The organism is Photorhabdus sp. S10-54 (assembly GCF_963878145.1).
In the GTDB taxonomy this organism is placed as follows: Bacteria; Pseudomonadota; Gammaproteobacteria; order Enterobacterales; family Enterobacteriaceae; genus Photorhabdus; species Photorhabdus kayaii.
On the sequence record NZ_CAWNXG010000010.1, the window covers coordinates 24,477 to 48,300 of the forward strand.

Sequence of the window (23,824 nt, forward strand, 5' to 3'; positions counted from 1 at the left end):
TGGTATTCTTAAAAGAAAAAACCCACTGTTAGCGGGCTTTTCATGGTTTTGATAGAGGGATTATCTTACGAGTGTTTCGATAGCTCACGCCGAGCCAATTCAGCCAAGAATCCGCTGCGGCTATGATACTCACGATGTGAGTTCACGTATTCATCAATTCTACCCAACAAAAGTTGGGGCATAGTAATGTTTAGCTTGATGGCTTTTCCATCGTATTTAGTTAAATCCATGTCAACATAAGCCCAACTGCCGCCGGTGCAATCTTCATTGCTTAGATGGTCAGCAACAGTTCTGGCTTGTACTGGAGCCTCACCCTTTTCGCTCATGTATTCAAAATAAGTATCTAATGCGTTTTGAGCATCGCTAATAGCGTCATCAATGGTATCGCCAGCAAAGTAACATCCGATCACGTCTGGCACAAAACCGGAAAACGATCCGTCGTCAGCCTGATGTAAATAAATAGGATATCTCATGCTTACACCTTCTCTTTGATTAAAGAGCGGCCTTTCAACCGCTTAATTAAGTTATTTCAGTCCTGCTTGTTTAAGTATTTTATTGAGCGTCCCGACCGCCAAATCTTTGCGCGGATGCGGAATTACTATCGGGCTGGGTTCCCCTGATTTATCGAAAACATGATGCGAACCATTGGCTCGCACAAAATTCCAGCCAACCGCTTTGATTTGCTTTATTAGTTCATCGCTAGACATTATCCCTCTCTTTAATCAAAACCAAGAGAATGATAGCACCCATCATACCCACCATCAACACCAATACCCATGATGGGTATAAGAAATATTGTTCGGGTAGCCGACTATTTTGTCACTCACAGGTTTAGAACGCGAATAACTAGCATTACTCATTATAAACCTGGATTAAGACCTAGCTCAATTGATGGCATTTAAACCAATTCTCCCTAGCTTAATTCCGGAAGCGCGGGTTACTTGGTGCTCTGTTACGAAATTGACTATTATCACCCTTTTTTATAGTAAGAAGATACTTTAAAAATATTCTCACGACTAATTTTTTCCAACTTTAAACTCGTTCCATGGAATGTGTAGAACATCACAGTCATATATTTCCTGAATGGTCAACGCAGTCTTTTTCATTGAGGGAAAAATACCAGAAAAAATAATTTCATTGAAGTAAAACCACGCTGTGCATCTATATTCTCCCTATTTATAGAAATTTTAAAAATAGTGTCGAAATATTATGGTTATTATTAAGTCATATATAAAAATAAGAATGTGAAAAAATTTTTTATGATCTAGTATATAATTGTTAATTTTAATTGGAGGTTTTAAAAAATGGCTACATATCATATTTATAGACAGGAAGACTTTAATAATACCAGAAGATATGCGAAAGCTGGAGTGCCCGTTAATCAGGTAAGTATATTAACAGCTGATCATACGCAAACACCTGCATCTACAGACCCTTCATTTAAATGGGTATTCAATAATACTTCTGTACCTGTGGATGGAATGATTACAACTATTTCTCAACTGGATACAGATTTGTATTGGGTACGAAGAGATGTTTTTACTGCTGGAGGGAAAAGTTATACGGGCATTGAGCTCGAGTCTCAATCTCCCACAAAATCAAAATTACAAGTAAGACTAAAGAAACCAAGCTTTGGATTTGGACAAGGTTATGACTTATATTCATTAAACAATGAATATATTATTATTGTATATGATCCTATTAAGGAGCGTCATAGAATTTGTCTTTCTGCTGATCCTGATCCTCTTGGCTATCATAAATGGTATTTTAATCAAGTAACCTGAGGTTTGCTTAAGAAGGGAACTAAGTGCCTGAGGCACGATCAAAGTTTTTGTCAAATAAAACAGAATCGTGGAGATCCTCAGGCATATCTAATTTAGAAGAACTTTACTGCTGCGTCGATGACTTTTGCCAACAATTTATTCCTCTCTGGCATCAACAGTTAATTGAAAATGGCTTGCTCAAACGTCGCCGCGAAGCTTCCCTTTCTCTCAGTGAAGTCATGATGCTCCTCATTGAGCATCATTAGCATAAACCACCAGCCAATCCGGTTGACGCCGGGCATGATCAATCAGCCGTTTAATTACCGGTACGATCTTCATCGCATCCGCCTCATTGGCGAGTAATCCTGTGACAAAATCGTTCAGCATGTCAATTACGATCAACGCTTTCATTCGTTTTGTCCTTTAAATTTGTTTGTACAAAAACAATTGCAGTGACTGACTTCCACCACTAAGTTACAGACAATTCTGACAAGATTTTCTTATGATTAATATTAGCTCATGAAACTGGGATGGCCGACTTTTTAGCTGCTCTAGCAACTAATAATAACGCCAATAACCCCTATTATCTTGACACATGACATTACAGGGTTATTATAACTCCACAAAGACAAAACAAGAGAGCTGGAGGATGGATAGCAGAAACGCGATAGCAATGATAGAAGCTGACGGATGGTATCTGGTGAGGGTTAAAGGCAGTCATCATCAGTTCAAACATCCGACCAAGAAAGGACTGGTAACGGTAAAACACCCACAAAAGGACATACCTTTACCAACATTAAAAAGTATCCAAAAACAGGCGGGGCTTTAGCCCACTTCTTGGAGGTGTAAATGTTATATCCAGTTGCCATTGACAAAGGTAATTCATCCTTTGGCGTCCGTGTCCCAGATATCCCAGGTTGCTTTTCTGGCGGAGATAATTTTACAGACGCGATAGAAAGCGCCCGTGAAGCAATTGAAGCGCATATCGAATTGCTGGTTGATGATAACGAAGTAGTACCAGAAGCGACCAGCGTGGAAAACTACCTGACAAACCCTGAATATATGGGGGCAATATGGGCATTAGTTGATGTAGATATTACCCGATTATTGGGGAAGTCAGAAAAAATCAACGTCACTCTTCCATCATTGCTGATCCGCCGTATCGATCAATTCGTCGCAAATCATCCAGAATACGGGAGCCGCTCAGGTTTTCTATCACATATAGCGGCAGAAAAAGTTATTAGCAGAGCCAAAATCTAATACATCTGAAGTGTCAAATTATTGACAATATGCTGACTTTATTCTAATAAAACACCGCCATAATAGTTTCCACAAATAATCACTGCCCCGAATAAAATCATTATTCAGGGCAGTTCAATAACACTGTGATTATTTCGATGGTGTCAAAGAAAAGGTCAATGTCTCCAACGGCTGAAGCGTAATCAACGCCGTTTTATTGATAAACTTCGGTACCGAGCTGTTCTCGCCATAATCGATATTAACGTCATATACCGAAGGCTGATTATCAGGCAATTCAAGATCGCTTTGCAGATCCAGATAATATTGTTTCACTTCATCAGAAGGATTTCGCAAGGTGATAATCGACTTTTTCGGACTCCAGGCTCCCCAACCGTACACCGCTAGATCGGTGGGATCTTTACCAATCCAATGGGTATCAAACAGCACATCTTTATTTTCCTCTGACCATTTCGCCGCGTTTGCCAGCGTATCCCAATCCTCGGTGGTCAACAGTTCAGGCGTAACATACATCTCCTGTAACTGAGTGCCACTGCCAAAATAGCTCCAAACCTGATCGGCAAAATCTTTAGGTGACTGTTTATCCAGATGCTTAGCCTGTTTAGCATACACAATGCCATGCAGCATCAACGAATTCAGTGGGAACAGCGGCCCCTTTCTGACGACATTACGATAAGTTTCTGCATCACGATAGGTAAGCCACTGCTGCACTTTGGAACCTGTACCGTGAAACTCCACATCATAGCCGCCACGCCAAATAGAATCGGCGAAAAATAGCCAAGAAGGCGTGGCTTTGGTGCCTGTGGTCAAGTTGATAAACAGATCATTGCCTGTACTGCGCATATCTTCAATAAGGTGGATAGCGGCATCAAAATCACTGGTGAATGAACTCCCTTTAATCACACGATCAGCATTGCCGGTGCCATCCAGCTTAAACATGGATACATTTTGTTGTTGAATCAGGTTGAGTACCCGGTTATGGAAATTGGCGTAGTAATTAGGGCCTGAGAGCGCAAATCTGCCATCTATCACTTCATAACCAAACTCCTCCGCATGCGAAACACGTTGCTCACCAGGTGGGCCATAACCGCCCCAAGGAGAAAGCCAAATACCTAAACGAGCACGATATTGATCTGCTGCCTGTTTAAGATTTTTGAACTCATGGGGAAATGCCTGACTAAAACCCCAATCTCCTTTGAGGTTATCCCAACCATCATCAAACAGATAACCACCCAACTTCACACCGCGCTTAGTCACCAACTCCTGCCCAAACTGTTTGATACGAGTCAACGACTCTTGTTCGGTATAAGGCGTGAAGAAACCAATATCGTACCAAGAGTTGTAATGTAAGTAAGGACTATATTTACGCGGACGCGCATTGTTCAAAAACTCATTGACGTTGCGCCGCAATTGCCCTTGCTGATAAACACCAATATACGTCTTATAACTTAACGTTTTCCCCGGCTCTAGCGGGATAGAGAGCGCAATTTTTTGCGAAGCGCTCCCTTTATAAGCCTCAGTGGTAATCAATGGATTACCGGGAACAATAAAGAAGCTATCGCTGATAATCGGTGAACTGACGATAGACCCGTGAACAAAAGCGGTTTTAGTGTGAAATGGTATCAACGAGACAGAGCTGAACTCCAACGCGTTTTCCTGCGGTGTAATGGTGATTTCAAACGAGCCGTATTTATCTTTACCCTCCACAGTAATTATATTGCTTACCTGAATGTCACCATGTTTCAGAGAGATAACAATACGATTTCGCTTTTTGCTAATGTCAGTAATCTGAAAATCTTTAGCCGTGAGCTTTTCTCCCGATTTCAACGTGATTTCAAACAGATTGTCAATGATGATGTGATCGTGGTTTGTTGGATTTTCAAATTTTAATTGCGTTACTTTACCGTGTTCGTCGCTAACCGTTACATGGTAATTGTTACCGTCCAACAGCCAGCTATCTGCCCAGACTGGGGTGTTATACAACATGGAACTCGCTAATAAACTTAACGTGATTTTATTTAACGTTCTTATTTTCACAGCAGTTTCCTTAATAGTCAGGATGAAAAAACAGAACCTTCACGAATACAGCTTACCTGCACTGCCACAAATCCGGATTTTTTCTTCTACTACTGCCTGCATAGCCTGTTTTCCCGGCGCGATATATTTACGTGGATCATTCGCATCTGGGTGCTGAATGAAATAACGCTTTACCGCATCAGCAAAAGCAATTTTCAGATCGGTCGCCACATTGACTTTGCATACACCAAGACCAATCGCCTGCTGTATCATCACTTCAGGAATACCCGATGCACCATGTAGCACCAACGGAATATCCACCTGTTCACAGATTGCCGCTAGCCGATCAAAATCCAAATGCGGTTCACCATGATACAAACCATGCGCAGAACCAATCGCTACCGCCAGAGAATCAATACCGGTACGGGCAACAAAGGCTTTTGCTGCCAGCGGATCGGTAAAAAAACTATCGGCACTGGAGACCTGCAAATCATCTTCCTGCCCGCCTAGCCGCCCCAATTCCGCCTCAACGCTAACATCGTAACGATGGCAAAATCGTACCACCTCAGCCACCTTACGAATATTCTCTTCAAAGGGTAAATGCGAGCCATCAATCATTACCGAGCGCACACCTGCGGTCACTTTATGACTGATATCCTCCAGTTCCTCATGATGATCGAGATGCAACGCCAGCGGCAGATTGTGGCGACGAGCAGCATCCTGACAGATTGACACTAGGTAGTCAGTCCCCGCATAACTGAAAGTACTCGGCGTACCTGCCAGAATAACCGGTGATGCCAAGCGTGCAGCGGTTTCCGCTATCACCTGGACAGTTTCCAGATTATGGACGTTAAAAGCAGGAACCGCATAGCCTCCACGCAGAGCCTTTTTCAACATTTGACGACTGGAAATCAGATACATGTAAGCTCCTCAAATGCCATCCAGATTCGGGCTGTCATACCCTCGTTTCTGCTGTTCGTGCCACAGGCTGGTTAATCCCCGCCGCCCACACTCCAGCGCCGTATCACGAAATGTTTCCAGCGTCATACCTTCACGATCTAGCACCATCTCTACCGCCAGTTGCATATTCGTACCGGCAATAACTTCATAACATGGATTAGCTATTGCCAGTTGCGCCGCCTGCCGAAACGGTGATCCACCCAGTAAGTCACTGAGAATAATGATACCCTCACCACTATCACAAGCTGTGCAGGCCGCCTCCAACAACACCAATAATTGTTGCGTACTGATTCCCTCAGGAAAATCGACAGCACAGCACTGCGGTTGTCGTCCGACAACTTGTTCCACTGCCTGCAACAACCCACTGGCGAAATGTCCATGACCGGTGATTACAATACCTAACATTCCCTCTCCTCAGTGCCGTTTATTAAAGAAAACCCACAAACTTCCCTACAATACCGATCACAACCGTCAAACCAATTAACTTGACCGGGGAAAATCCTTTTTTCATCAACCAAAACACTAGCAGGGTGAAACACAACGGCAACAAATTAGGCATTAGTTTGTCCAGCACATCCTTCTGCAACGCCACACTGGCCTTACCGGCATTTACTATTACTGGCGTTGAGAGATGGACATAGGAAGCTACCAACGCTCCGATTACCGTCATTCCCACAATTGAAGCAGCGTGGGAGATCTTTTTGGTATGCTTTTTCAACAAGCTTAACGCGCTGGTTCCTGCACGATAACCATAATGCGCCAAACCAAAACGCAAGCCGAAATGCACGATATTGAACAGCAACAGGAATATGATGGGGCCAAACAGACTGCCCTGTAGCGCCAGAGAGGCCCCAATACCCGCGCAGATGGGTAGCAGAGTCAACCAAAACAATGCATCGCCAATCCCACCTAGTGGCCCCATCAGCGCCACTTTTACTGCACGAATAGTGGAAATTTTCTCCTTATTTCGCTCCATTGCCAGCACCAACCCAGACAGGAAGGTGGCATCAAACGGATGCACATTGATAAACTCCATATGCATCTTCATCGAATTTGCGAGATCTTGCGGATTCTTGTGGATCTTACGCAGACCCGGGATCAAGGTGTACAACCAGCCCCCCGCCTGCATACGCTCATAGTTAAATGACGCCTGTAGCAACAAAGAGCGCCACGCCATACGATTCAAATCGCCGTTGGTCAGATCCTCACTCGGTATCGTGTCCTGATAGTCATCCTGTTCAACCTGACTGGTTGCCAGCGTCTGCGCCATCCTGTTCTCAGCTTTAGCTGCCATAGCTGCATCGGTATCGTTAAATGCCATCTTCCATCTCCTGAGATTGAGTGGTAGGCGCGCTGCGTTCAGCGGCCTCTTCCATACGGGAACGGTTAAAGAAATCGATCAATGCAATCGCAAAAGCGCCAAGTGCTACGGCAATAATCGGCATATTAAGGAATGTGACTGAAATAAAACCTAAAATGAAATAAGCGATATAAGTCTTTTTCATCATAATTTTCATCAGCATAGAAAAACCGATAGCAGGCATCATGCCGCCCGCAACCGCAAGACCATCCAACAACCATTGCGGCGCCTTCTGTACCATGACGCTGGCAGCGTCAGCACCGAAATAGACTGGCAGAAATGCCACGATAAAGTAGAAACAGAACAGAATGGTGATACCCAAGTAGTTCACACGCTCCACGCCGCGCCAGTTCAACGCTTTCACCATCTGATCGCACTTATGCATCATGGGTGAGAACAGGGTAAACAGCAGGGTGATGCAGCCTTGTACCGCAATAGAAAACGGCACCGCGATACCAATCGCCACCTTAGGATCAGCATGAGTCAAAATGGCAAATGCCGTGCCAATCACACCCCCAATCACCACATTTGGCGGCTGAGCACCTGCCAGTGGCACCATTCCCATCCAGACCAGCTCCAGTGTCCCCCCGACCAGCAAACCCGTCTGCACATCCCCTAAAATCAGCCCGACCAACGGCCCAATCACCACTGGACGATGAAAATGAGTCAACCCATCGAACAGATCCACTCCGGCCAATCCTGCCAGTAACCCAATCAATATCGCATCAATCAGCATAACTCACCCCTTAAACCAGCAATTTAGCGATAGGTTCTCCCGCTTCATCCGGCACTCGCCGAATCTCGCAAGTGATACCCAGTTGCTCCAGTTCACGAAATACCACCACGTCACTGTCATCAACCGAAACCGTCTTATGAATTTGACGCTTTCCCTCAGCAAAATGCATATTACCCACGTTGACGAAGCGGATCGGTACTCCGCCTTTTACTAACGTCAGTACATCCTGCGGTGTTTTACAGACGATAAAAATCTTCTGGCGCTCAGCCGCTTTATGAATCACATCAATGGTTTTTTGCAGGGTGAAATAACGCGTCTGAACCCCATCAGAAACCACCATATCCATCAGATTTTGCTGCATCAAATCACTGGCAACGTGATCATTAGCCACCAATACCAAATTGGCCCCCAGTGAATTGGTCCAGGTCACACCGACTTGACCATGCACCAACCGGTTATCAATTCGAGTCATTAAAATATTCGGTATCGACATAATCACTCCTGCTACATTTTATTCTTGGTGAATACGGTGGATGATAAGGATAAATTTCCACCCCCTTCACCACGCGGTTGACTTCCCCTGTCGGACATGGATTGTCTGGCGTTATGCCCAGTGCCAGCGAGGTTTCAAACGCTAACATCTGCAAAAATATCAAATAGGGGAACAACAGCCAGATATCGTCTTGTTCACTGTTAACCACAGTGAACCCTTTCCCCTGTGTGCCACTCAGTGCAACAATTTGACACGCCAATCCGTCATGATTCAGCTCATGCCACAGATCGAGATCATAACGACGACGATACTGATCAGCCGAAAGCATCATGACCACCAACGTATCGCGTTCGATCATAAACTTCGGCCCATGACGCACCCCCATTGACGAATCGTAACGCGTCGTGACACGCCCGGCAGTCAGCTCCAGCATCTTGAGCGCCCCCTCCTCTGCAACCCCAGTAAAACAACTGGAACCCAAACACATCATGCGTTTAAAACCACAACGGGCCAGCCGCTTAATCTGTGTCTGCCACTGTTCCCTTTCCCGCTCACACAACACGATCATCGCCCTCAACGGCTCATCACACTGTTCCAACGTCAATGGCCCTAGCAGCAGCACTGTTGCTAACGTCATGCAGCTAAAACTGGACGTCATAGCAAAACTTTGGTCATGAGAACCCTGTGGCATATTCAACGAACAGACGTGAGAGCGCCCTTCGGCATAACGCGCTAACGCACCGCCGGGATTACAGGTCAGCATCAGGTGATAACAGCGTGACAGGAGCTGATCCGCCAGTTTTACCGCCGCCACGCTCTCCGGGCTATTGCCCGATCGCCCATAAGAAATCAGCAAGGTTGAACGTGTTGGATCGAGATATTGCAAAGGAGAAGGCACAATGTCTGTGGTGCTGTACGCGACCACATTCAGTCCACACTGCTCGCGCAACCAAGGCGCCAGTGTGCGCCCGATAAACGCGGAGGAACCTGCGCCACACAGCACTATCTGTAACTCCGGATCAGATAATAAAGGCTGCAAAAAGGGTCGCCATAACGCTTCTTCACGTTGCAGATTTTGATATAACTGACGCCAAAGCTCAGGCTGTTGATGAATCTCTCTGGCAGTATGCAACGCATGGTGCTCACGCAGCCAGACTTCGGCATAGGAAAACAGCTCATTCATGCTAAAACTCCTTGTACCTCGGACTCACAAGCCTGCACATAGTTTAAGAGTACAGAACGAATTTTATCCAACACCCAAGCGTGTGGGTCATTATCCAACCTTCCGGCATTAACGGCCTGCGCCTGCTCCGGCAGGTACTGACTCAGCAGTGAAAGGGAAACCGGGCGACAACACAGGTTATCCATCAAGGTATTCACTGCCTGTTGTACCTGTGGATGCGGCCAGTAGTAACGAACGCGATCACTCAAACTGTATTGACGATCAATAAACTGTTGATGCGGTGTACCATGGTAATAGCGATTCCAGTGCTCCGGCTGCTCAAGCATGACCTGTTCTAACGTGGCGCACAGATGAGCCGCGTCCTGTTCCCCATTCCATTCACCATCGATTTTATCGAGTGCGAAAAGCGCCTCACGTAAAGCAAAAGTCAAAGCTGGGCCGACTTTCAAAATGGCAAAGTGATCACGTACCAACTCACGGTAAGCTTGCGCCGTTTGATAATCAGTAGAATGAGCTTCATAGACTAAATAAGGTTGAGATTCGATATATTGACTCAGTGCCGCTGCACGTTTAGGTTGATAATGTTCAATATAATGGTGATCGAACTCCACCCCCGGTTGCACCACCAGCGCAATCACCCGCGGCCATACCGGTTCCAGTCCAGCCAATCGCCAGGCTTGTTGATGTACACTCAACGTTGTCGCCGCTGCCTGAGGCGTCGTGACTTGCATTCCTGCCAATGCTTCTTTCGCTCCGCCCGGTACCGGCACTTCGGTACCTATCACATAAACCGGTGGTTCTCCCCCCACCTGCTGCCAACAACGTTCTGCCACCTGACACAAACGAGCTGCACGTACCGCAACCTCCTTGTCGCCAAGCGGCGTTGGATCATCCAAACAGGACATCGAGCAATCGAGATGTATCTTACGAAACCCCGCCGCCACATAATCGTGTATCAACGTTTCAGCCAGTTTCATTGCCTGTTCAGCGGGAAGATCCTGCCAGGCATTGGGTCCAAGATGATCGCCCCCTAACCAGACACGATCACGCGGTAAACCAATGCGATCGGCCTGTTGCCAAACTGCATCCCGGAATTGAGCAGGTTGCATCCCGGTATAACCACCAAACTGATTGACCTGATTAGAAGTTGCTTCAATCAATACCGAGGTCTTACGCTCTTTAGCGACGCGCAAAGCACTTTCCAATACCCAGGGATGAGCGGAACAGACCGAATAGATCCCCACTGCTTCACCTGATTTGTGACGACGGATAAGTTGTAATAGTGACTGCATGGTGTCTCCCATGCGGGCAAGAATCTCGGTAAGAACTATTCGTCGGCAATAATCACATCCACACCGAGTTCAATTAATGCCCGCCTGTAGTTATCGGGGATCCGACTGTCAGTAATCAGCCGATGAATCTGTCCAGCTTGACGGATCATACAAAAACTTCTGCGCCCAAATTTACTGGCATCCGCCACCGCGATAATTTCATGCGCTACCTCACACATTACGCGATTAAGGTGGGCTTCACCGGGGTGTGGCGTGGTTATCCCTGCTTCCAGATCAAAACCATCGACGCCAAGAAATAGGGTGTCAAAGCGATATTGACGCAATTGCTGTTCCGCCGCCGGGCCATAGAGCGAGTAGGAGTTCTGACGCACACTCCCGCCAAGCACCATCACCTCCATCCGGTCAAACCCCGCCAATTCATAGGCGATATTCAACGCGTTAGTCATGACGACCAGATCACGCCGCTCTTTCAGAAATGGCACAATTTGCGTGGTAGTCGAACCAGAATCAAGGATCAGAGCATCACCATCCTGAACAAACTGTGCCGCCTTGGCCGCAATGCGCGATTTCACATCACGATTCATCCGGCCTTTATCTTGCAAGGGGCGATCAAAGGCGAATTGCTGATTCAACATGGCACCGCCATAGGAACGCAATGCACAACCTTTTTGTTCCAGATAACGCAGGTCATTACGGATAGTGACACTGGAAACCCCAAAATGAGTACTCAGATGCTCGACACGCACGCTGCCCTCATGACACAGCAAGTCGATAATCTGTTCACGTCTTTTTACGGTATCCACAGCCATTCCGTTATACTCCTCAGATTTTCAGCGACAAATTTATGCCGCCTGTGATGAATTGCTTTCCCTCTCTTTCGATTTAATTACAGCAAAAGCAATTAAATGAAATTGTGATCGCTATTACAGTCTATTATATAGACAAAAATTGGCATAAAAGGTTTCGATTGGAAACGTAACGAAAGGAAATACTAAATTCTCTGGTCACTGACTATTTACCCAAAAATCAGTTTTCATCCCCATTTTGGGTAGCAATTGATATAAAGAAACGAAAGCGCTTGGTTTTCAATCAGCAACCGCAAAGTTTTATTTTGTCAGGTGATAGAGATCACAAATTTTGTGATTGGGTGTACAAATCCTGATAGAATCCAAGACTGAAAGCTCTCACTGTAATTGAAGGACACGCCACATGACAAAACGATTTTCGGTGCTGACTGGCAGTTTGCTGCTTGCCGCTTCTCTCGGCGCTCAAGCCTCGAATACACCAGATCAGCCCCGCCTGACAAATACCGTTGATAAGACCATACACTCCCTGATGCAGGAATATGACATTCCAGGAATGGCGATTGCGGTGACTTTCCGCGGTCAACATTTTTTCTATCAATACGGTGACGCGTCAAAAGAGAGCAACACGCCGGTCACCAAAGAGACAATCTTTGAAATAGGATCGGTCAGCAAAACCTTTACCGGCAGCCTGATTTCTTGGGCGCAGGTGACGGGAGCCATTTCCCTCTCCGATAAGGCCAGCCAGCATTTTCAACCGCTTGCAGGCAGCACCTTTGACAACATAAACCTGCTGAATATTGCCACCTATACCGCAAGCGGCCTGCCGTTACAATTCCCTGATGAGATCGACAGCAATAACAAAATGGTGGACTGGTTTCAGCACTGGCAGCCAAAGTACACGCCCGGAACCTACCGCCAGTACTCCAATCCCAGCATTGGCCTGGCGGGCTATATCGTTGCCCAACGCCTTGAAAAATCTTACTCAATACTGGTGAAAAACCAAATCCTTTCACCGCTTGGTCTACACCATACCCGGTTTAACGTGCCCGAGCAGGAGATGAAAAATTATGCATTGGGTTATTCAAAAGAGAATAAACCGATTCGCATAACTCCCGGCGTGCTGGATGAGGAAGCCTATGGTCTGAAAACCAGTGCACAGGAGCTGATCGGCTTCGTAGACGCAAATATCGATCCTTCCCGCATAGGTGACAGCAAACTGGCACAGGCCATTCGGGCAACCCATACCGGCTATTACCGGGTGGGGGAGATGACGCAAGGGCTGGGCTGGGAGCTTTATCACTGGCCCGTTACCCTTGAGCAGGTACTGAGCGGCAACTCGGCGCAGATCGCTTATCAGGCCAACAAAACCACGGAACTATCGCCGCCAGAGCCGCCAACGGATGCGCTTTTTATCAATAAAACCGGTTCCACCAATGGCTTCGGCGCGTATGTCGCGTTTGTGCCGCAAGAGCAAATGGGTATTGTGCTGCTGGCCAACAAAAACTACCCCAATGAAGTGCGCATCAAAGCGGCCTGGCAAATCCTCAAGGCGCTGAAATAAGGTGCAACTGCATTAAATACCGTGCCTGTTGGCAGCAACAGCGCCTCCCCAGGAGGCGTTGTCCTGACATATCGAGTCGTTAAGCCAGTAAGGCTTCCAAACCTGCGGTCACCGACTCCATACGGTGACCACCTGAATGCTCAATAACATAACGCTTGCCTACCTGAGAAGAAGCATCCAGCCCCCAAATACCATGTTCGGCCTTCTGACTCAGAGGATCGCTACTGGTATTGATGTGGGTGACGTTGGCACTATCCAACTTGTCGGCCAGCCGATCCCGTAATCCTACATGCAATCCCATGCTGTTGAATGCGGTGACCTTGATCCCATGTTTTATGCCCGCATATTGCGCCAGCCCGCCTCCCAAGGAGTGGCCTAGAACCTCAACCTTGCCGCCATATTGTTTAGTAAAAGCCTTGACCAAGCGGTCAGCATCCTGAAACGCGCTGTCCTTGATCCCCAAAGCAGCGCCGACGTCACTCTTCACTGTACCAGGACGCTTAGTTGGCTGGGTGCCCACGAAGGAGAGCACCATAGTATCGTCACGTTTGTAAACAGCAACCTTGAGCGCAGACCAGCCATCTCCCTCAAGGATTAAAGGATCATTCACCCCCTTGCTGGGGCGAACATGCAGGGTTAACTCACTGCCAGTTCCGCCACTGCCATCCTCCCGGCGAGCCAGTATTGAGGACGGGATATCAGCTAAAGTGGAATGACTGTAACCCGCAGGCATATCCCGATAGCTACTGGAGCAACTGATTCTCGCCAATTGAGCCGCATCCATCACTGCCTTAGCTCCCACAGCATTCAACGGCTCTTGCTCCGCTTTAGCCACAAACGCAGGTTTGGCGATCACCTTGGCAGAATTCAGCAATTGCTCGGCACGCGTTCCAGCCTGCAAACGATCGGACGCGCCAAGCGGCAGGTGCGAGACTCCCTTCGCGCCCGCTCCGGCCAGCCCTAAGGCAGAAGATGCCAGCAAACGCCCTGTGGATTCCGCCAGGTTTTTAACGCCTGTAACACCGACTGAAATTGCACCACTCGTTACACTACTGGCACCGCCCGTGATATTAGCCAATCCCTTGATAATGGCCCCAGTCCAGTAACGCGCCTTACCTTTGGCACTCTGTGCATGGGAGTCATGTCCTCCCTGTATGGCAGTGCCAATCTTGCGAGCCGGGGCACTCAATGTCAGATATTTCAGTGTGGTGGTTAGCACCTTGCCCGGCGACACCTGAGTACCAAGACCAGTACTGGTGTAATGAGAGGCAAGATGATGATGAACATTATTATTGCGAGATGGTGTCTGTACTTCTCCGTTCGAAAGGGGTGCCAATGCCGTGGCGCTGGGAGTGTGCCCAATACCTTGAATAGACATCTTATTATTCTCCTTGGTTATTCAGATGACCGAAATTCAGCATACGATGGCTGAACCGGGTAATGGATGCAGCACAGATGATGCGCCATTCTGCTGGGTGTTGATCACCTGAAACTGAGACTGCAAGCTGATCCCAAGATCGAGGAACTCTCCCAGAGTCTGCATAAATGCAGTTTCATCGAACATCTCGATTAACGCGGAGAAGCTCAACACCAGATAATTGGTACGACTGTCCAGACTGATCTGACTACCGCCCGTGGTAAGACCGAACATATTCAGCTCAAGGGCAGCCCGGGTCAACATCAACTGGCCCGGCTCATCTGCTGGCAATCGCAACAAAGGAATATAGAAATAAAATGCCTGAACGTCATCATTACCCGGCACTTCGATGATGCACTCACCACCTTGGCCGAAAGGTACTGTACAGTGACCATCGCTGCCAATGCTCAAAGCTACACCTTGGCGTTCACCAACAAGGCGCAACCATTCAGATACTGTCTGTTGATATGCTTTCACTATGATGTTCTCCGCTCGTTATCCCTTACAGACCAAGGGTTTCGCACGCAATAGAAAGTGTGAGCATGTTAACAATCACTGGCAAGCCGTGATTTATCTCCGGGGCGAAGTTTTTTATATCGACGTCGAAATAGCGCCTTATCGGCAGTTGGGTTGTACCGTAAAAGCACAGCTCACATCCACCGTGCTCAGTTCAGCCAACAGACATTGCCTCAATAGTGCAGGTTAATTCATATGAGTTTTACGAGCCGGATCATATTCCCACCACCACTCAAAGGAGGGAAGTCCTAGTGATTCGAAACTTTCCGGCGGCATCTTGTCAGTAACTTGCCCACCTTCAAATACACTTTCCTGGGAAAGACCGCTGATAGAACAATAGCGCTTACAAGTCCGAACCCAAAACAAACAGCCACTGTAATAGGTAGTCAATCCATTAATGTAATCACGAACTTCAGGAGATGCAGTAATCAACACCTCTTTTTGTAACCGTAAGAACAAACTAACTACCCGCCAACGCAGTTCCCAATAATGCTCCATGCTCTGTTCAACCGTATAGCCATATTGCCGACGCATGATACTAATAACATTATGTTCCTTATCATCTACAGCTCTCCCTTGTTCCTTAGCATAAGCATAGGATTCACAATCCCATGCAGTCAGGCAGCCCATCATTTCTGACAATGCGCGAACTCGACGATCTTCGAATTCATCCTGACTAATATTAATACCTGCGATAACATGGTTGAGCACAGGATATGCCCAAGCACCTCCACCATACATACGCATCACCAAATAATCATCAAGCAAAGGTTTTGGTTCCATCGCTTTCCACATTTCAGTCATGATGTAAGTACGCATCCCTTCAAAAAAACGGCCTGCCAGAGTAGGAGATGCATAGCGATTTAATCGAATACACAAGTCACGCATTGCTCTAGCGTAACGATCGTTGTTAACGGAATATTCAGGAGATTCAAGAGCACGCTGTAGTTGAGCCGCATTATGGATAAAAGCGGTAGGATTTACGCTTAATGGCCCTTCATCACAATATTCATCATCATAGGTAAAACCCCACATTACGAAATCTGAGCCCACTTGTAGTAATTCCTTGCTCCCCTTTGGATATATTAACCCCGCCAACCGTGCACTTCCCATTTGCCATAAACGTCGCCTTTGTGTTTCGTCACTATATAAGCGAAAGCGATCCGCATATTCACGCGTAGCTATTGCAATCTCACAATTTTCCGGATCTTCCGCATTAACTAATGGATGTAACATATATGGGAATGGGTTAGGTATGGGGGGAATTTTAATGATATTCACAAATAATTAGCTCCATAAAGTAATTTATTGACAGAGTGTGGCTTAATAGTCATTAACTTATAGATGGATATCGGTTCTTTTTCCAATCAGGTTCAATCTCTCGGATTAAACTAGCCTGAAACAACTCCCCCATCCACTTAGTCATCCGACAACTCACTAAATTTGTTAGCTTTCTTACAAATTCAACTTATTAATTTGCATAACCAGCCTTTCCTGCACATCATGGAAGTTATTGTATTTACCATTATCTATTAACTAAAACTTATGATTAGAGTTGCACTTATTGACGACCACGTAGTCGTCCGTTCCGGTTTTGCACAATTACTCACGCTTGAAAATGATCTTGAAATCGCCGGGCAATACGCCAATGCCAAAGAAGCCTGGTTGGGTTTACTCAGAAACCCGATTGATGTTGCCGTGATGGATATCGCGATACCGGATGAAAGTGGTTTGCACCTGCTCACTCGGTTACGGCAAAAACGGCCTGATTTTCGTACCATTATTCTCAGCATTTATGACACCACCGCATTTGTACAAAGCGCATTGGATGCCGGCGCCTGCGGCTATCTCACCAAACGATGCGGCCCGGAAGAATTAGTACAGGCAGTACGTTCCGTACATCAAGGGGGATGCTATTTGTGTGCCGATGCACTAAAAGCACTGCGTCAAACATCACAGAAAGTTACAGCACTGCAAATTCTAACCCCCAGAGAACGGGAAATATTTGATCTGCTGATCAATGGTATTAATGTTAAAACTATCGCAGAACAACTCTATCTCAGTCATAAAACTGTTCATGTTCACCGCGCCAATATTCTTAGCAAACTCCAGTGCGATAGCACCATTGATCTGGTTCATTACGCTCTGCAACACCAGATTCCAATGGGGAATCCATGAACAGAGGATCACGATTTGGCCTGTTATCACTCTTTCTGCTGATTTTTTATTCGCTGAGCTGGCTTGCTCTGTGGACCATCAGCTTCTACCTGAATGACAATGGACAACAAGCTGCACTACTTCTGCCACAAGGGTTGCGGCTAGCGCTGTTTATCCTACTGGGACGTCGTTACTTGCCCACCTTATTAGCCACTGAGATTATTATTCTGCTATGGCTCGGCAGCGAACAACTTATTACTCACAATATCATTCTGTTATCACCCTTTCTCAGCCTAATACCCACCCTTATCGTGCAACAATTCTGGTGGCGCTATCCCCTGTATTGGCAACGGCTCTCAATTCTGCTGGCTGGCGTAGCCGCCAATAGCGTATTACAGGCTGTTTGTCTGGGATTTACGCTGACTGCCGGCACCAGCCACCTGTTTCTCACCTCGTTAACCGGTGGAGTTTTATTGTCACCTTTTGTTTATCTGATCTATGAATATCTACGTCAGCAACATCTAAAAAATATGCTGCAACCGAGTGACCCTGATCCTCAGTTACGCCCTTCTTTGTTGATGTGGTGTTGTCTATTCTGCTTGCTAGGATTAAGCGCCCAGATCTTTATGTCACCAGAAATTGAAAACCTTTTGGTGATTCTCATATTTATCCCTAATGTCTTTATGGCCTACCGTTATGGCTGGCAAGGCGGCGTACTGGCGGCTTTACTAGGGAGCCTAATGATCACATCAGCTCGGCAATTCAGTGGCGCTTTTAACGATTTAGGCGAACTGGAAATGTTCCTGACCATTCAGGCCCTCTTAGGCATAGGTCTGGGGATAGCAATCAGCCGCCAACAACAGCTCGCTGAAAATTTACAACGTTACCATGAACTCTTAGAGCAGGAACTAACCGCCCGCCATACTCTGATGAAGAAGCTGGTTCACACAGAAGAAGATATTCGTAAAAGTATTGCCCGCGAGTTACATGATGAAATTGGTCAGAATATTACTGCCATTCAAATTCAGGCAACGCTGATAAAACGTACCGCCATCACCCCGGCAACAGAAATGATCGCAGAACAGATCAATAACCTGGCCCAACAGATCCACCAATCCACCCGTCAATTATTACGCCAATTGCGCCCACCGGTTTTGGAAGAGATGTCCTTAGAAAAAGCGCTTCACCATCTGATCCATGAATTTGCGTTTAAAGAACAACATATTGATTGTCGGTTGGACTACCAGCTTCCTCAAAATCCAACCAATGAAACGGTGGTTTTTACCCTTTACCGTCTGGTTCAAGAGTTACTGAACAACGTTAGTAAACATGCCAAAGCGACTCGAATCGCTATCATCCTGCGGCAACACCGGGATGTGATCGAACTCAGAATCAGTGATAACGGCATCGGCATTACAGAAGATAAAAGAAAAGGTGGATTTGGCCTCCAAGGTATTGAAGAACGTATCCGCGCGTTAGGTGGAGATTGGCAGTTAAGTAATGATAACGGCACACGCATAATTGTTAAGCTGCCCACAAATTCCGATGAAAATCAGGCATAACTAGGAATTATTCTTAGTTTCCTAAAACCTTATCCCATCCATTTTCATCAACCTTTCTTTATATACCCTATGGATTTCAAGATGGATCGCGACGGCAAGGGAGCGAATCCCCGGGAGCATAGATAACGATGTGACCGGGGTGAGTGAGTGCCGCCAACAAAGAGGCAACTTGAAAGATAACGGGTATATTTCATTTTCATGGAGGAGCCGGGTATGCAAGCCACCAGCCAGAAACAGATTTCACAACACTATCACCGCTGGCGCAGCCGTTTGCTGATTTCCATGATCATTGGCTATGCCGCATTTTATCTGACGCGAAAAAGCTTCAACTTTGTTATGCCGGTTATGCAGTTGGAACTGGGATTGGATAAAGGGCATATCGGCTGGATAACCACTCTGTTCTATCTGACTTACGGCAGCTCAAAATTTATTTCTGGTGTATTTCATGATCACACCGGTTATCGCTGGTTTATGGGTGCCGGATTAGTGATGACAGGTGTGTTAAACATTATCTTTGCTTTCTGCTCATCATTTTCTGCACTGCTGATCATCTGGACACTGAACGGCTTCTTTCAGGGCTGGGGATGGCCCCCCTGCGCCAGATTACTGACACACTGGTACTCCCGCAATGAACGCGGCTTCTGGTGGGGATACTGGAATACCTCCATTAATATCGTCGGTATTACCGTCCCGATGTTGTCCGCTTTTCTGGCGACAACTTACGGCTGGCAAACAGCGCTGATGATGCCGGGAATTATTTGCATTTTATTAGGCATCTGGCTCTGCCATCAGTTATGTGGCACCCCACAACAGCACGGTTTGCCCAGTGTGGGGCAGTGGCGGCAGGATTCACTGGAGCTTCGACATGAACAGCTATCGCACCCCATGCCGATGATGCAGATACTACGGGATACCATCTTAATTAACAGAACTATCTGGTTGCTAGGATGCTCCTACATTCTGGTCTATCTCATCAGAATGGCGATTAACGATTGGGGAAACTTGTGGTTGTCAGAAACACATGGCGCCAATCTGCTCAGTGCCAATGCGACGCTCTCGCTATTTGAACTCGGTGGTTTAACCGGCGCTCTGTTTTCCGGTTGGGGATCTGATTTACTGTTCCGCGGCCAACGCGCCCCAATGATTCTCCTGTTTGCTCTTGGGCTATTCGTGACTGTCACCGCATTGTGGCTCACTCCCATTCATCACTATGCGCTGTTGGCAGTCTGTTTTTTCAGTATCGGTTTTTTTGTATTTGGCCCGCAAATGCTGATTGGGCTGGCAGCAACGGAATATTGCCATAAACAAGCTGCCGGCACCGTCACGGGTTATCTGGGATTGTACGCCTACCTAGGCGCAGCAATCGCAGGCTGGCCACTAAGTCAGGTGGTTGCCCACTATGGCTGGTCAGGGATGTTTGCCCTGCTCACCGCCGCAGCCGCCATGATGGGTTTGCTGTTGATGCCACTGTTAATGGCAGACGTTGGTAAAAGGGAACATATGGCAAGGGTAGCCTCGCTACTTTCTAATAATAAGCAGTTTTGAATACTAAGGACAAAATAATGAAACTGAAACCTCTCTCTACACTTATTGCAGCCGGTCTGGCCGTTGCTGCATTTACCAACAGTGCTCAGGCCGCCGGACGTTTGATCGTTTATTGCAGCGCGACTAACGCCTTGTGTGAAACTGAAACCAGAGCATTCGGTGAAAAATATAATGTAAAAACCACTTTTGTCCGTAACGGTTCAGGCAGTACTCTGGCAAAAATTGAAGCCGAAAAACGCAATCCACAAGCAGATATCTGGTACGGCGGGACTCTGGACCCGCAATCTCAAGCGGGAGAGATGGATCTACTAGAACCTTATAAATCCCCTAATCTGACACAAATCATGCCACAGTTCCGCGACCCGGCTAAACGTAAAGGCAACTACAGCTCCGCCGTTTACGTCGGTATTCTCGGCTATGGCGTCAACACTGAACGTCTAAAAGAGAAAAATCTGCCGATTCCAACCTGCTGGAAAGATCTCACCAAACCGATATATAAAGGCGAAATTCAGATTGCCGATCCTCAAAGTTCAGGCACCGCTTACACCGCGTTAGCAACCTTTGTTCAGTTATGGGGCAAAGATCAGGCATTTGATTACCTGAAAAAACTAAACGTCAACATTTCTCAGTACACCAAATCCGGTATTGCCCCAGCACGAAATGCCGCTCGCGGCGAATCCGCGATTGGTATCGGTTTCCTGCATGATTACTCATTGGAAGTAGAAAATGGCGCCCCACTAAAACTTATCGCGCCATGTGAAAGTACCGGTTATGAAATCGGCGGCGTAAGTATCATCAAAAATGCCCGCAATATGGACAACGCCAAACTGTTTGTTGACTGGGTGTTATCCAAAGAAGCTCAGGAATTGAGTTGGAAGAAAGGAAAAGCTTATCAGATCCTGACCAATACCAAGGCGAAAGCTTCTCCTTTGGCGCTTAAATTATCCGATCTGAAACTGATTAATTACGATATGGATAAATATGGCGCCAGTGATGTACGCAAAGAGTTAATTACCAAATGGGTGACAGAAGTGAAAATGGCTAAATAAAGTCAGTCAAGGGCGGATCACCTCCGCCCTTAAGAAGCTATCTCACAATAATAATAAAATGGAAGGAAATTATGTCTCACGCATTTACCCTGCCTATCAGACAGAAGCAGGATGCCGTGTTCTGGTGGATTGCTCTAATGTGGCTGGCCTTCGCGCTTTTGCCATCATGGAGCCTGGACTACGGCCTATTCGACTCTACTCAAGATGAACTTCTCGCCGCCTATGGCTGGAACAGATTAAACATCAATTTACTGTGGTTCCTGTTACCCTCAGTGCTACTACTACGCCCACTGACACCAGCAAACCGCAATCAACATCGACGCCACTATTTTGACGCTGGTTATGCCTTATTATGCGCTCTATTTGTGGTTATTAGCGCAGCTATTATCGGTCGTGGGCTGGGCTACTCGACGATTTTCCTGTTTATCTCACTGGGCGCGATTATTACTCTGGCTCTGTCTCGCCTTGAATGGCTTGGTGGTGACAGTTTTGTTATCGGCTCATTGGTCGCGGTTATTGCCCTAATCGGCATATTTATCCTTTATCCGAGTATTGCCATCTTTATTCCGATGTTTACGGATGATGCCGGTCAGTTTGCCCCATTTGCTTTTATATCGATCCTGGGGCAAGCACATATTATTCAGGTTATCATCAACTCCATTCTGCTCTCTCTAGCCGTTGGTATAGGTTGCACTTTCTTCGGGCTGGTACTGGCAATTTATACCGCCAGAATCGCCCGCCGTTCCGCCATTATTGGCCGGGTATTCTCTATCTTACCCATCGTAACGCCACCGTTTGTGGTTGGTTTAGGCGTCACCCTAATGATGGGCCGTTCCGGTTATATCACTGAATTTATGGCAACCTGGTTTGGCCTAACCAACACCAACTGGCTGTATGGCTTTACCGGCATCTGGCTGGCGCAAGTTCTAGCCTTTACGCCAATGGCATTTATGATCCTTGATGGCGCTATCAAAACCATCCATCCCTCATTGGAAGAAGCTGCTTATACTCTGCGAGCCAATCGCTATCAGACATTCTTCAATGTTTTTATTCCGCTGTTAAAACCGGCACTGGCGAACGCTTTCCTGATTGTCATTGTCCAGTCGCTGGCAGATTTCAGTAACCCATTGGTACTGGGCGGTAGCTTTGACGTACTGGCGACCCAGATCTATTTCTATATCACCGGTTCTCAACTCGACTATCAGGCCGCCAGTACTCTCGGCGCTTCACTGCTGGTTTTCTCATTACTGGTCTTCTGCGTGCAATATCTGTGGATTGGTAAACGTTCCTACGTCACGGTTTCAGGCAAATCCTACCGTGGTGACGTACAACCGTTGCCAACTTCGCTGGTTTGGGGGGGCTGTGCCATCCTATTTATCTGGGTTGTGTTCAACATTTTGTTATACGGCAGCATCTTCTACGGCAGTTTCACCGTCAACTGGGGAGTGGATTACACTCTGACCTTAGATAACTTCATCAAACTGTTCGGTCAAGGTCTGCACGATGGCGCATGGCCATCATTACTGGATACCCTGCTCTACGCCGGTATCGCTGCCCCCATTACCGCGATCCTCGGTCTATTGATTGCTTACATTGTCGTACGCCAGGAATTTCGCGGTAAAAAAACCATCGAATTCACCACCATGCTATGCTTTGCCGTACCGGGTACCGTCGCCGGGGTTTCCTACATTCTGGCCTTTAATGATTCACCTTTTTATCTCACCGGAACCGCAGCCATCGTCATTATCTCCATGACCATGCGAAACGTGCCGGTAGGTATCCGAGCAGGCATTGCCGGTCTTGGACAAATTGATAAATCACTGGATGAAGCTTCACTCAGCCTGCGCGCTGGATCGATGAAAACCATCTTCCATATACTGTTACCCTTACTGCGTCCGGCGATTTTATCTGCACTGATCTACAGCTTTGTTCGTGCGATTACCACCGTCAGCGCGATTGTCTTCCTGGTCACACCAGACACCCGCGTAGCAACCTCTTATATTCTGAATCGAGTGGAAGATGGTGAATACGGGGTTGCTATCGCTTATGGCTCGATCCTGATTGTGGTTATGCTGGCCATTATTTTCTTATTTGACTATCTGATTGGCGAAGCGCGGATCTCTCGCTCCAAAGCCAAAAATGCACAGTAAT

26 protein-coding genes and 1 pseudogene are annotated in these 23,824 nt (G+C 46.8%); 11 read left to right on the forward strand and 16 right to left on the reverse strand.

Annotated features, from left to right (window positions below; genetic code table 11):
- Positions 1–65 precede the first annotated feature (65 nt).
- The 3 genes from AACQ83_RS07605 to AACQ83_RS07615 all read right to left on the reverse strand — a co-directional run bounded on the left by AACQ83_RS07605 (position 66) and on the right by AACQ83_RS07615 (position 1,106).
- Positions 66–473 (reverse strand): type II toxin-antitoxin system HicB family antitoxin, encoded by a 408-nt coding sequence (locus tag AACQ83_RS07605; protein ID WP_036782624.1) that lies wholly within the window; start codon positions 471–473, stop codon positions 66–68.
- Positions 474–524: 51 nt separating this feature from the next.
- Entirely contained in the window at positions 525–707 is a 183-nt protein-coding gene (locus AACQ83_RS07610) for a type II toxin-antitoxin system HicA family toxin (protein WP_112877036.1), read from the reverse strand.
- A gap of 309 nt (positions 708–1,016) precedes the next feature.
- The gene (locus AACQ83_RS07615) at positions 1,017–1,106 is read right to left on the reverse strand and encodes an S-4TM family putative pore-forming effector (RefSeq protein WP_232832504.1); all 90 of its coding nucleotides are present in this window, start codon (positions 1,104–1,106) and stop codon (positions 1,017–1,019) included.
- Positions 1,107–1,304: 198 nt separating this feature from the next.
- Here AACQ83_RS07615 and AACQ83_RS07620 point away from each other — a divergent pair, with 198 nt between their 5' ends.
- Together AACQ83_RS07620 and AACQ83_RS07625 are read left to right on the forward strand one after the other, a co-directional pair.
- Positions 1,305–1,784, forward strand: coding sequence for a hypothetical protein (locus AACQ83_RS07620; RefSeq protein WP_112877037.1), 480 nt, complete (start codon positions 1,305–1,307; stop codon positions 1,782–1,784).
- 83 nt (positions 1,785–1,867) lie between these two features.
- Positions 1,868–2,026 (forward strand): annotated as a pseudogene (locus AACQ83_RS07625) (IS982 family transposase); the annotation flags it as partial.
- On the opposite strand, the gene AACQ83_RS07630 reads toward AACQ83_RS07625, so the two are convergent.
- Positions 2,013–2,174 carry an isochorismatase family protein gene (locus AACQ83_RS07630; protein ID WP_112877039.1) on the reverse strand — a complete coding sequence of 54 codons (162 nt, stop codon included), beginning with the start codon at positions 2,172–2,174 and terminating at the stop codon, positions 2,013–2,015. The pseudogene AACQ83_RS07625 and the gene AACQ83_RS07630 overlap by 14 nt on opposite strands.
- Before the next feature lie 238 nt (positions 2,175–2,412).
- Between AACQ83_RS07630 and AACQ83_RS07635 the strand changes: the two genes are divergently transcribed.
- A complete protein-coding gene (locus AACQ83_RS07635; protein ID WP_049583294.1) occupies positions 2,413–2,592 on the forward strand; it encodes a type II toxin-antitoxin system HicA family toxin in 180 nt (59 codons plus the stop codon).
- A 20-nt stretch (positions 2,593–2,612) separates the two neighbouring features.
- The gene (locus tag AACQ83_RS07640) at positions 2,613–3,023 is read left to right on the forward strand and encodes a type II toxin-antitoxin system HicB family antitoxin (RefSeq protein ID WP_112877040.1); all 411 of its coding nucleotides are present in this window, start codon (positions 2,613–2,615) and stop codon (positions 3,021–3,023) included.
- A gap of 129 nt (positions 3,024–3,152) precedes the next feature.
- On the opposite strand, the gene AACQ83_RS07645 is transcribed toward AACQ83_RS07640, so the two are convergent.
- From AACQ83_RS07645 to agaR, 9 genes are read right to left on the reverse strand one after another with little or no spacing between them, the layout of a single operon-like run.
- A complete protein-coding gene (locus AACQ83_RS07645; protein ID WP_112877041.1) occupies positions 3,153–5,057 on the reverse strand; it encodes an enterotoxin in 1,905 nt (634 codons plus the stop codon).
- A 39-nt stretch (positions 5,058–5,096) separates the two neighbouring features.
- Entirely contained in the window at positions 5,097–5,957 is an 861-nt protein-coding gene (locus AACQ83_RS07650) for a tagatose bisphosphate family class II aldolase (protein WP_112877042.1), read from the reverse strand.
- A 9-nt stretch (positions 5,958–5,966) separates the two neighbouring features.
- Positions 5,967–6,401: a PTS galactosamine/N-acetylgalactosamine transporter subunit IIA gene (agaF, locus tag AACQ83_RS07655; protein ID WP_112877043.1), complete on the reverse strand. Its 435-nt coding sequence runs from the start codon at positions 6,399–6,401 to the stop codon at positions 5,967–5,969.
- Positions 6,402–6,423: 22 nt separating this feature from the next.
- On the reverse strand, positions 6,424–7,317 hold the full coding sequence (locus AACQ83_RS07660) for a PTS system mannose/fructose/sorbose family transporter subunit IID (protein ID WP_112877044.1): 894 nt from the start codon (positions 7,315–7,317) through the stop codon (positions 6,424–6,426).
- Positions 7,307–8,092: a PTS N-acetylgalactosamine transporter subunit IIC gene (gene agaW, locus AACQ83_RS07665; RefSeq protein ID WP_112877045.1), complete on the reverse strand. Its 786-nt coding sequence runs from the start codon at positions 8,090–8,092 to the stop codon at positions 7,307–7,309. Before agaW ends, AACQ83_RS07660 begins: the two co-directional genes overlap by 11 nt.
- A gap of 10 nt (positions 8,093–8,102) precedes the next feature.
- Positions 8,103–8,585, reverse strand: coding sequence for a PTS N-acetylgalactosamine transporter subunit IIB (agaV, locus tag AACQ83_RS07670; RefSeq protein WP_192880998.1), 483 nt, complete (start codon positions 8,583–8,585; stop codon positions 8,103–8,105).
- Entirely contained in the window at positions 8,551–9,768 is a 1,218-nt protein-coding gene (locus tag AACQ83_RS07675) for an AgaS family sugar isomerase (RefSeq protein ID WP_112877046.1), read from the reverse strand. Before AACQ83_RS07675 ends, agaV begins: the two co-directional genes overlap by 35 nt.
- Positions 9,765–11,060: a D-tagatose-bisphosphate aldolase, class II, non-catalytic subunit gene (locus tag AACQ83_RS07680; protein WP_112877047.1), complete on the reverse strand. Its 1,296-nt coding sequence runs from the start codon at positions 11,058–11,060 to the stop codon at positions 9,765–9,767. Before AACQ83_RS07680 ends, AACQ83_RS07675 begins: the two co-directional genes overlap by 4 nt.
- A gap of 35 nt (positions 11,061–11,095) precedes the next feature.
- Positions 11,096–11,869 carry a transcriptional repressor AgaR gene (gene agaR, locus AACQ83_RS07685; protein ID WP_112877048.1) on the reverse strand — a complete coding sequence of 258 codons (774 nt, stop codon included), beginning with the start codon at positions 11,867–11,869 and terminating at the stop codon, positions 11,096–11,098.
- Positions 11,870–12,269: 400 nt separating this feature from the next.
- On the opposite strand from agaR, the gene ampC reads away from it, so the two are divergent.
- Positions 12,270–13,427, forward strand: a complete 1,158-nt coding sequence (gene ampC, locus AACQ83_RS07690; protein ID WP_112877049.1) for a class C beta-lactamase — start codon at positions 12,270–12,272, stop codon at positions 13,425–13,427.
- Positions 13,428–13,506: 79 nt separating this feature from the next.
- Here the strand turns inward: ampC and AACQ83_RS07695 are convergent, their stop codons facing one another.
- Together AACQ83_RS07695 and AACQ83_RS07700 are read right to left on the reverse strand one after the other, a co-directional pair.
- Positions 13,507–14,805: a phospholipase gene (locus AACQ83_RS07695; protein WP_112877050.1), complete on the reverse strand. Its 1,299-nt coding sequence runs from the start codon at positions 14,803–14,805 to the stop codon at positions 13,507–13,509.
- A 36-nt stretch (positions 14,806–14,841) separates the two neighbouring features.
- Positions 14,842–15,321 (reverse strand): CesT family type III secretion system chaperone, encoded by a 480-nt coding sequence (locus tag AACQ83_RS07700; RefSeq protein ID WP_240000730.1) that lies wholly within the window; start codon positions 15,319–15,321, stop codon positions 14,842–14,844.
- A 1-nt stretch (position 15,322) separates the two neighbouring features.
- On the opposite strand from AACQ83_RS07700, the gene AACQ83_RS07705 reads away from it, so the two are divergent.
- A complete protein-coding gene (locus AACQ83_RS07705; protein ID WP_112886941.1) occupies positions 15,323–15,550 on the forward strand; it encodes a hypothetical protein in 228 nt (75 codons plus the stop codon).
- On the opposite strand, the gene AACQ83_RS07710 is transcribed toward AACQ83_RS07705, so the two are convergent.
- A complete protein-coding gene (locus tag AACQ83_RS07710) occupies positions 15,547–16,641 on the reverse strand; it encodes a terpene synthase family protein (protein WP_112877051.1) in 1,095 nt (364 codons plus the stop codon). The genes AACQ83_RS07705 and AACQ83_RS07710 overlap by 4 nt on opposite strands.
- Before the next feature lie 264 nt (positions 16,642–16,905).
- Between AACQ83_RS07710 and AACQ83_RS07715 the strand changes: the two genes are divergently transcribed.
- The 5 genes from AACQ83_RS07715 to AACQ83_RS07735 all read left to right on the forward strand — a co-directional run bounded on the left by AACQ83_RS07715 (position 16,906) and on the right by AACQ83_RS07735 (position 23,823).
- Complete coding sequence (locus AACQ83_RS07715; protein ID WP_112877052.1) at positions 16,906–17,538, forward strand: response regulator transcription factor; 633 nt, start codon at positions 16,906–16,908, stop codon at positions 17,536–17,538.
- Positions 17,535–19,079 (forward strand): MASE1 domain-containing sensor histidine kinase, encoded by a 1,545-nt coding sequence (locus AACQ83_RS07720; RefSeq protein ID WP_112877053.1) that lies wholly within the window; start codon positions 17,535–17,537, stop codon positions 19,077–19,079. The genes AACQ83_RS07715 and AACQ83_RS07720 overlap by 4 nt, the downstream gene beginning before the upstream one ends.
- A gap of 213 nt (positions 19,080–19,292) precedes the next feature.
- Positions 19,293–20,624, forward strand: a complete 1,332-nt coding sequence (gene uhpC, locus AACQ83_RS07725; protein WP_112877054.1) for an MFS transporter family glucose-6-phosphate receptor UhpC — start codon at positions 19,293–19,295, stop codon at positions 20,622–20,624.
- A gap of 17 nt (positions 20,625–20,641) precedes the next feature.
- The gene (locus AACQ83_RS07730; RefSeq protein WP_112877055.1) at positions 20,642–21,673 is read left to right on the forward strand and encodes an ABC transporter substrate-binding protein; all 1,032 of its coding nucleotides are present in this window, start codon (positions 20,642–20,644) and stop codon (positions 21,671–21,673) included.
- 71 nt (positions 21,674–21,744) lie between these two features.
- Positions 21,745–23,823: an ABC transporter permease gene (locus tag AACQ83_RS07735; protein ID WP_112877056.1), complete on the forward strand. Its 2,079-nt coding sequence runs from the start codon at positions 21,745–21,747 to the stop codon at positions 23,821–23,823.
- Position 23,824 lies beyond the last annotated feature (1 nt).

What these genes read in the sequence shown, in the direction of transcription:
- AACQ83_RS07605 (WP_036782624.1), bottom strand. Translation starts at nt 473, where the DNA reads ATGAGATATCCTATTTATTTACATCAGGCTGACGACGGATCGTTTTCC.
- AACQ83_RS07610 (WP_112877036.1), bottom strand. Translation starts at nt 707, where the DNA reads ATGTCTAGCGATGAACTAATAAAGCAAATCAAAGCGGTTGGCTGGAAT.
- AACQ83_RS07615 (WP_232832504.1), bottom strand. Translation starts at nt 1,106, where the DNA reads ATGAAAAAGACTGCGTTGACCATTCAGGAAATATATGACTGTGATGTT.
- AACQ83_RS07620 (WP_112877037.1), top strand. Translation starts at nt 1,305, where the DNA reads ATGGCTACATATCATATTTATAGACAGGAAGACTTTAATAATACCAGA.
- AACQ83_RS07630 (WP_112877039.1), bottom strand. Translation starts at nt 2,174, where the DNA reads ATGAAAGCGTTGATCGTAATTGACATGCTGAACGATTTTGTCACAGGA.
- AACQ83_RS07635 (WP_049583294.1), top strand. Translation starts at nt 2,413, where the DNA reads ATGGATAGCAGAAACGCGATAGCAATGATAGAAGCTGACGGATGGTAT.
- AACQ83_RS07640 (WP_112877040.1), top strand. Translation starts at nt 2,613, where the DNA reads ATGTTATATCCAGTTGCCATTGACAAAGGTAATTCATCCTTTGGCGTC.
- AACQ83_RS07650 (WP_112877042.1), bottom strand. Translation starts at nt 5,957, where the DNA reads ATGTATCTGATTTCCAGTCGTCAAATGTTGAAAAAGGCTCTGCGTGGA.
- agaF (WP_112877043.1), bottom strand. Translation starts at nt 6,401, where the DNA reads ATGTTAGGTATTGTAATCACCGGTCATGGACATTTCGCCAGTGGGTTG.
- AACQ83_RS07660 (WP_112877044.1), bottom strand. Translation starts at nt 7,317, where the DNA reads ATGGCATTTAACGATACCGATGCAGCTATGGCAGCTAAAGCTGAGAAC.
- agaW (WP_112877045.1), bottom strand. Translation starts at nt 8,092, where the DNA reads ATGCTGATTGATGCGATATTGATTGGGTTACTGGCAGGATTGGCCGGA.
- agaV (WP_192880998.1), bottom strand. Translation starts at nt 8,585, where the DNA reads ATGTCGATACCGAATATTTTAATGACTCGAATTGATAACCGGTTGGTG.
- AACQ83_RS07675 (WP_112877046.1), bottom strand. Translation starts at nt 9,768, where the DNA reads ATGAATGAGCTGTTTTCCTATGCCGAAGTCTGGCTGCGTGAGCACCAT.
- AACQ83_RS07680 (WP_112877047.1), bottom strand. Translation starts at nt 11,060, where the DNA reads ATGCAGTCACTATTACAACTTATCCGTCGTCACAAATCAGGTGAAGCA.
- agaR (WP_112877048.1), bottom strand. Translation starts at nt 11,869, where the DNA reads ATGGCTGTGGATACCGTAAAAAGACGTGAACAGATTATCGACTTGCTG.
- ampC (WP_112877049.1), top strand. Translation starts at nt 12,270, where the DNA reads ATGACAAAACGATTTTCGGTGCTGACTGGCAGTTTGCTGCTTGCCGCT.
- AACQ83_RS07695 (WP_112877050.1), bottom strand. Translation starts at nt 14,805, where the DNA reads ATGTCTATTCAAGGTATTGGGCACACTCCCAGCGCCACGGCATTGGCA.
- AACQ83_RS07705 (WP_112886941.1), top strand. Translation starts at nt 15,323, where the DNA reads ATGATGTTCTCCGCTCGTTATCCCTTACAGACCAAGGGTTTCGCACGC.
- AACQ83_RS07715 (WP_112877052.1), top strand. Translation starts at nt 16,906, where the DNA reads ATGATTAGAGTTGCACTTATTGACGACCACGTAGTCGTCCGTTCCGGT.
- AACQ83_RS07720 (WP_112877053.1), top strand. Translation starts at nt 17,535, where the DNA reads ATGAACAGAGGATCACGATTTGGCCTGTTATCACTCTTTCTGCTGATT.
- uhpC (WP_112877054.1), top strand. Translation starts at nt 19,293, where the DNA reads ATGCAAGCCACCAGCCAGAAACAGATTTCACAACACTATCACCGCTGG.
- AACQ83_RS07730 (WP_112877055.1), top strand. Translation starts at nt 20,642, where the DNA reads ATGAAACTGAAACCTCTCTCTACACTTATTGCAGCCGGTCTGGCCGTT.
- AACQ83_RS07735 (WP_112877056.1), top strand. Translation starts at nt 21,745, where the DNA reads ATGTCTCACGCATTTACCCTGCCTATCAGACAGAAGCAGGATGCCGTG.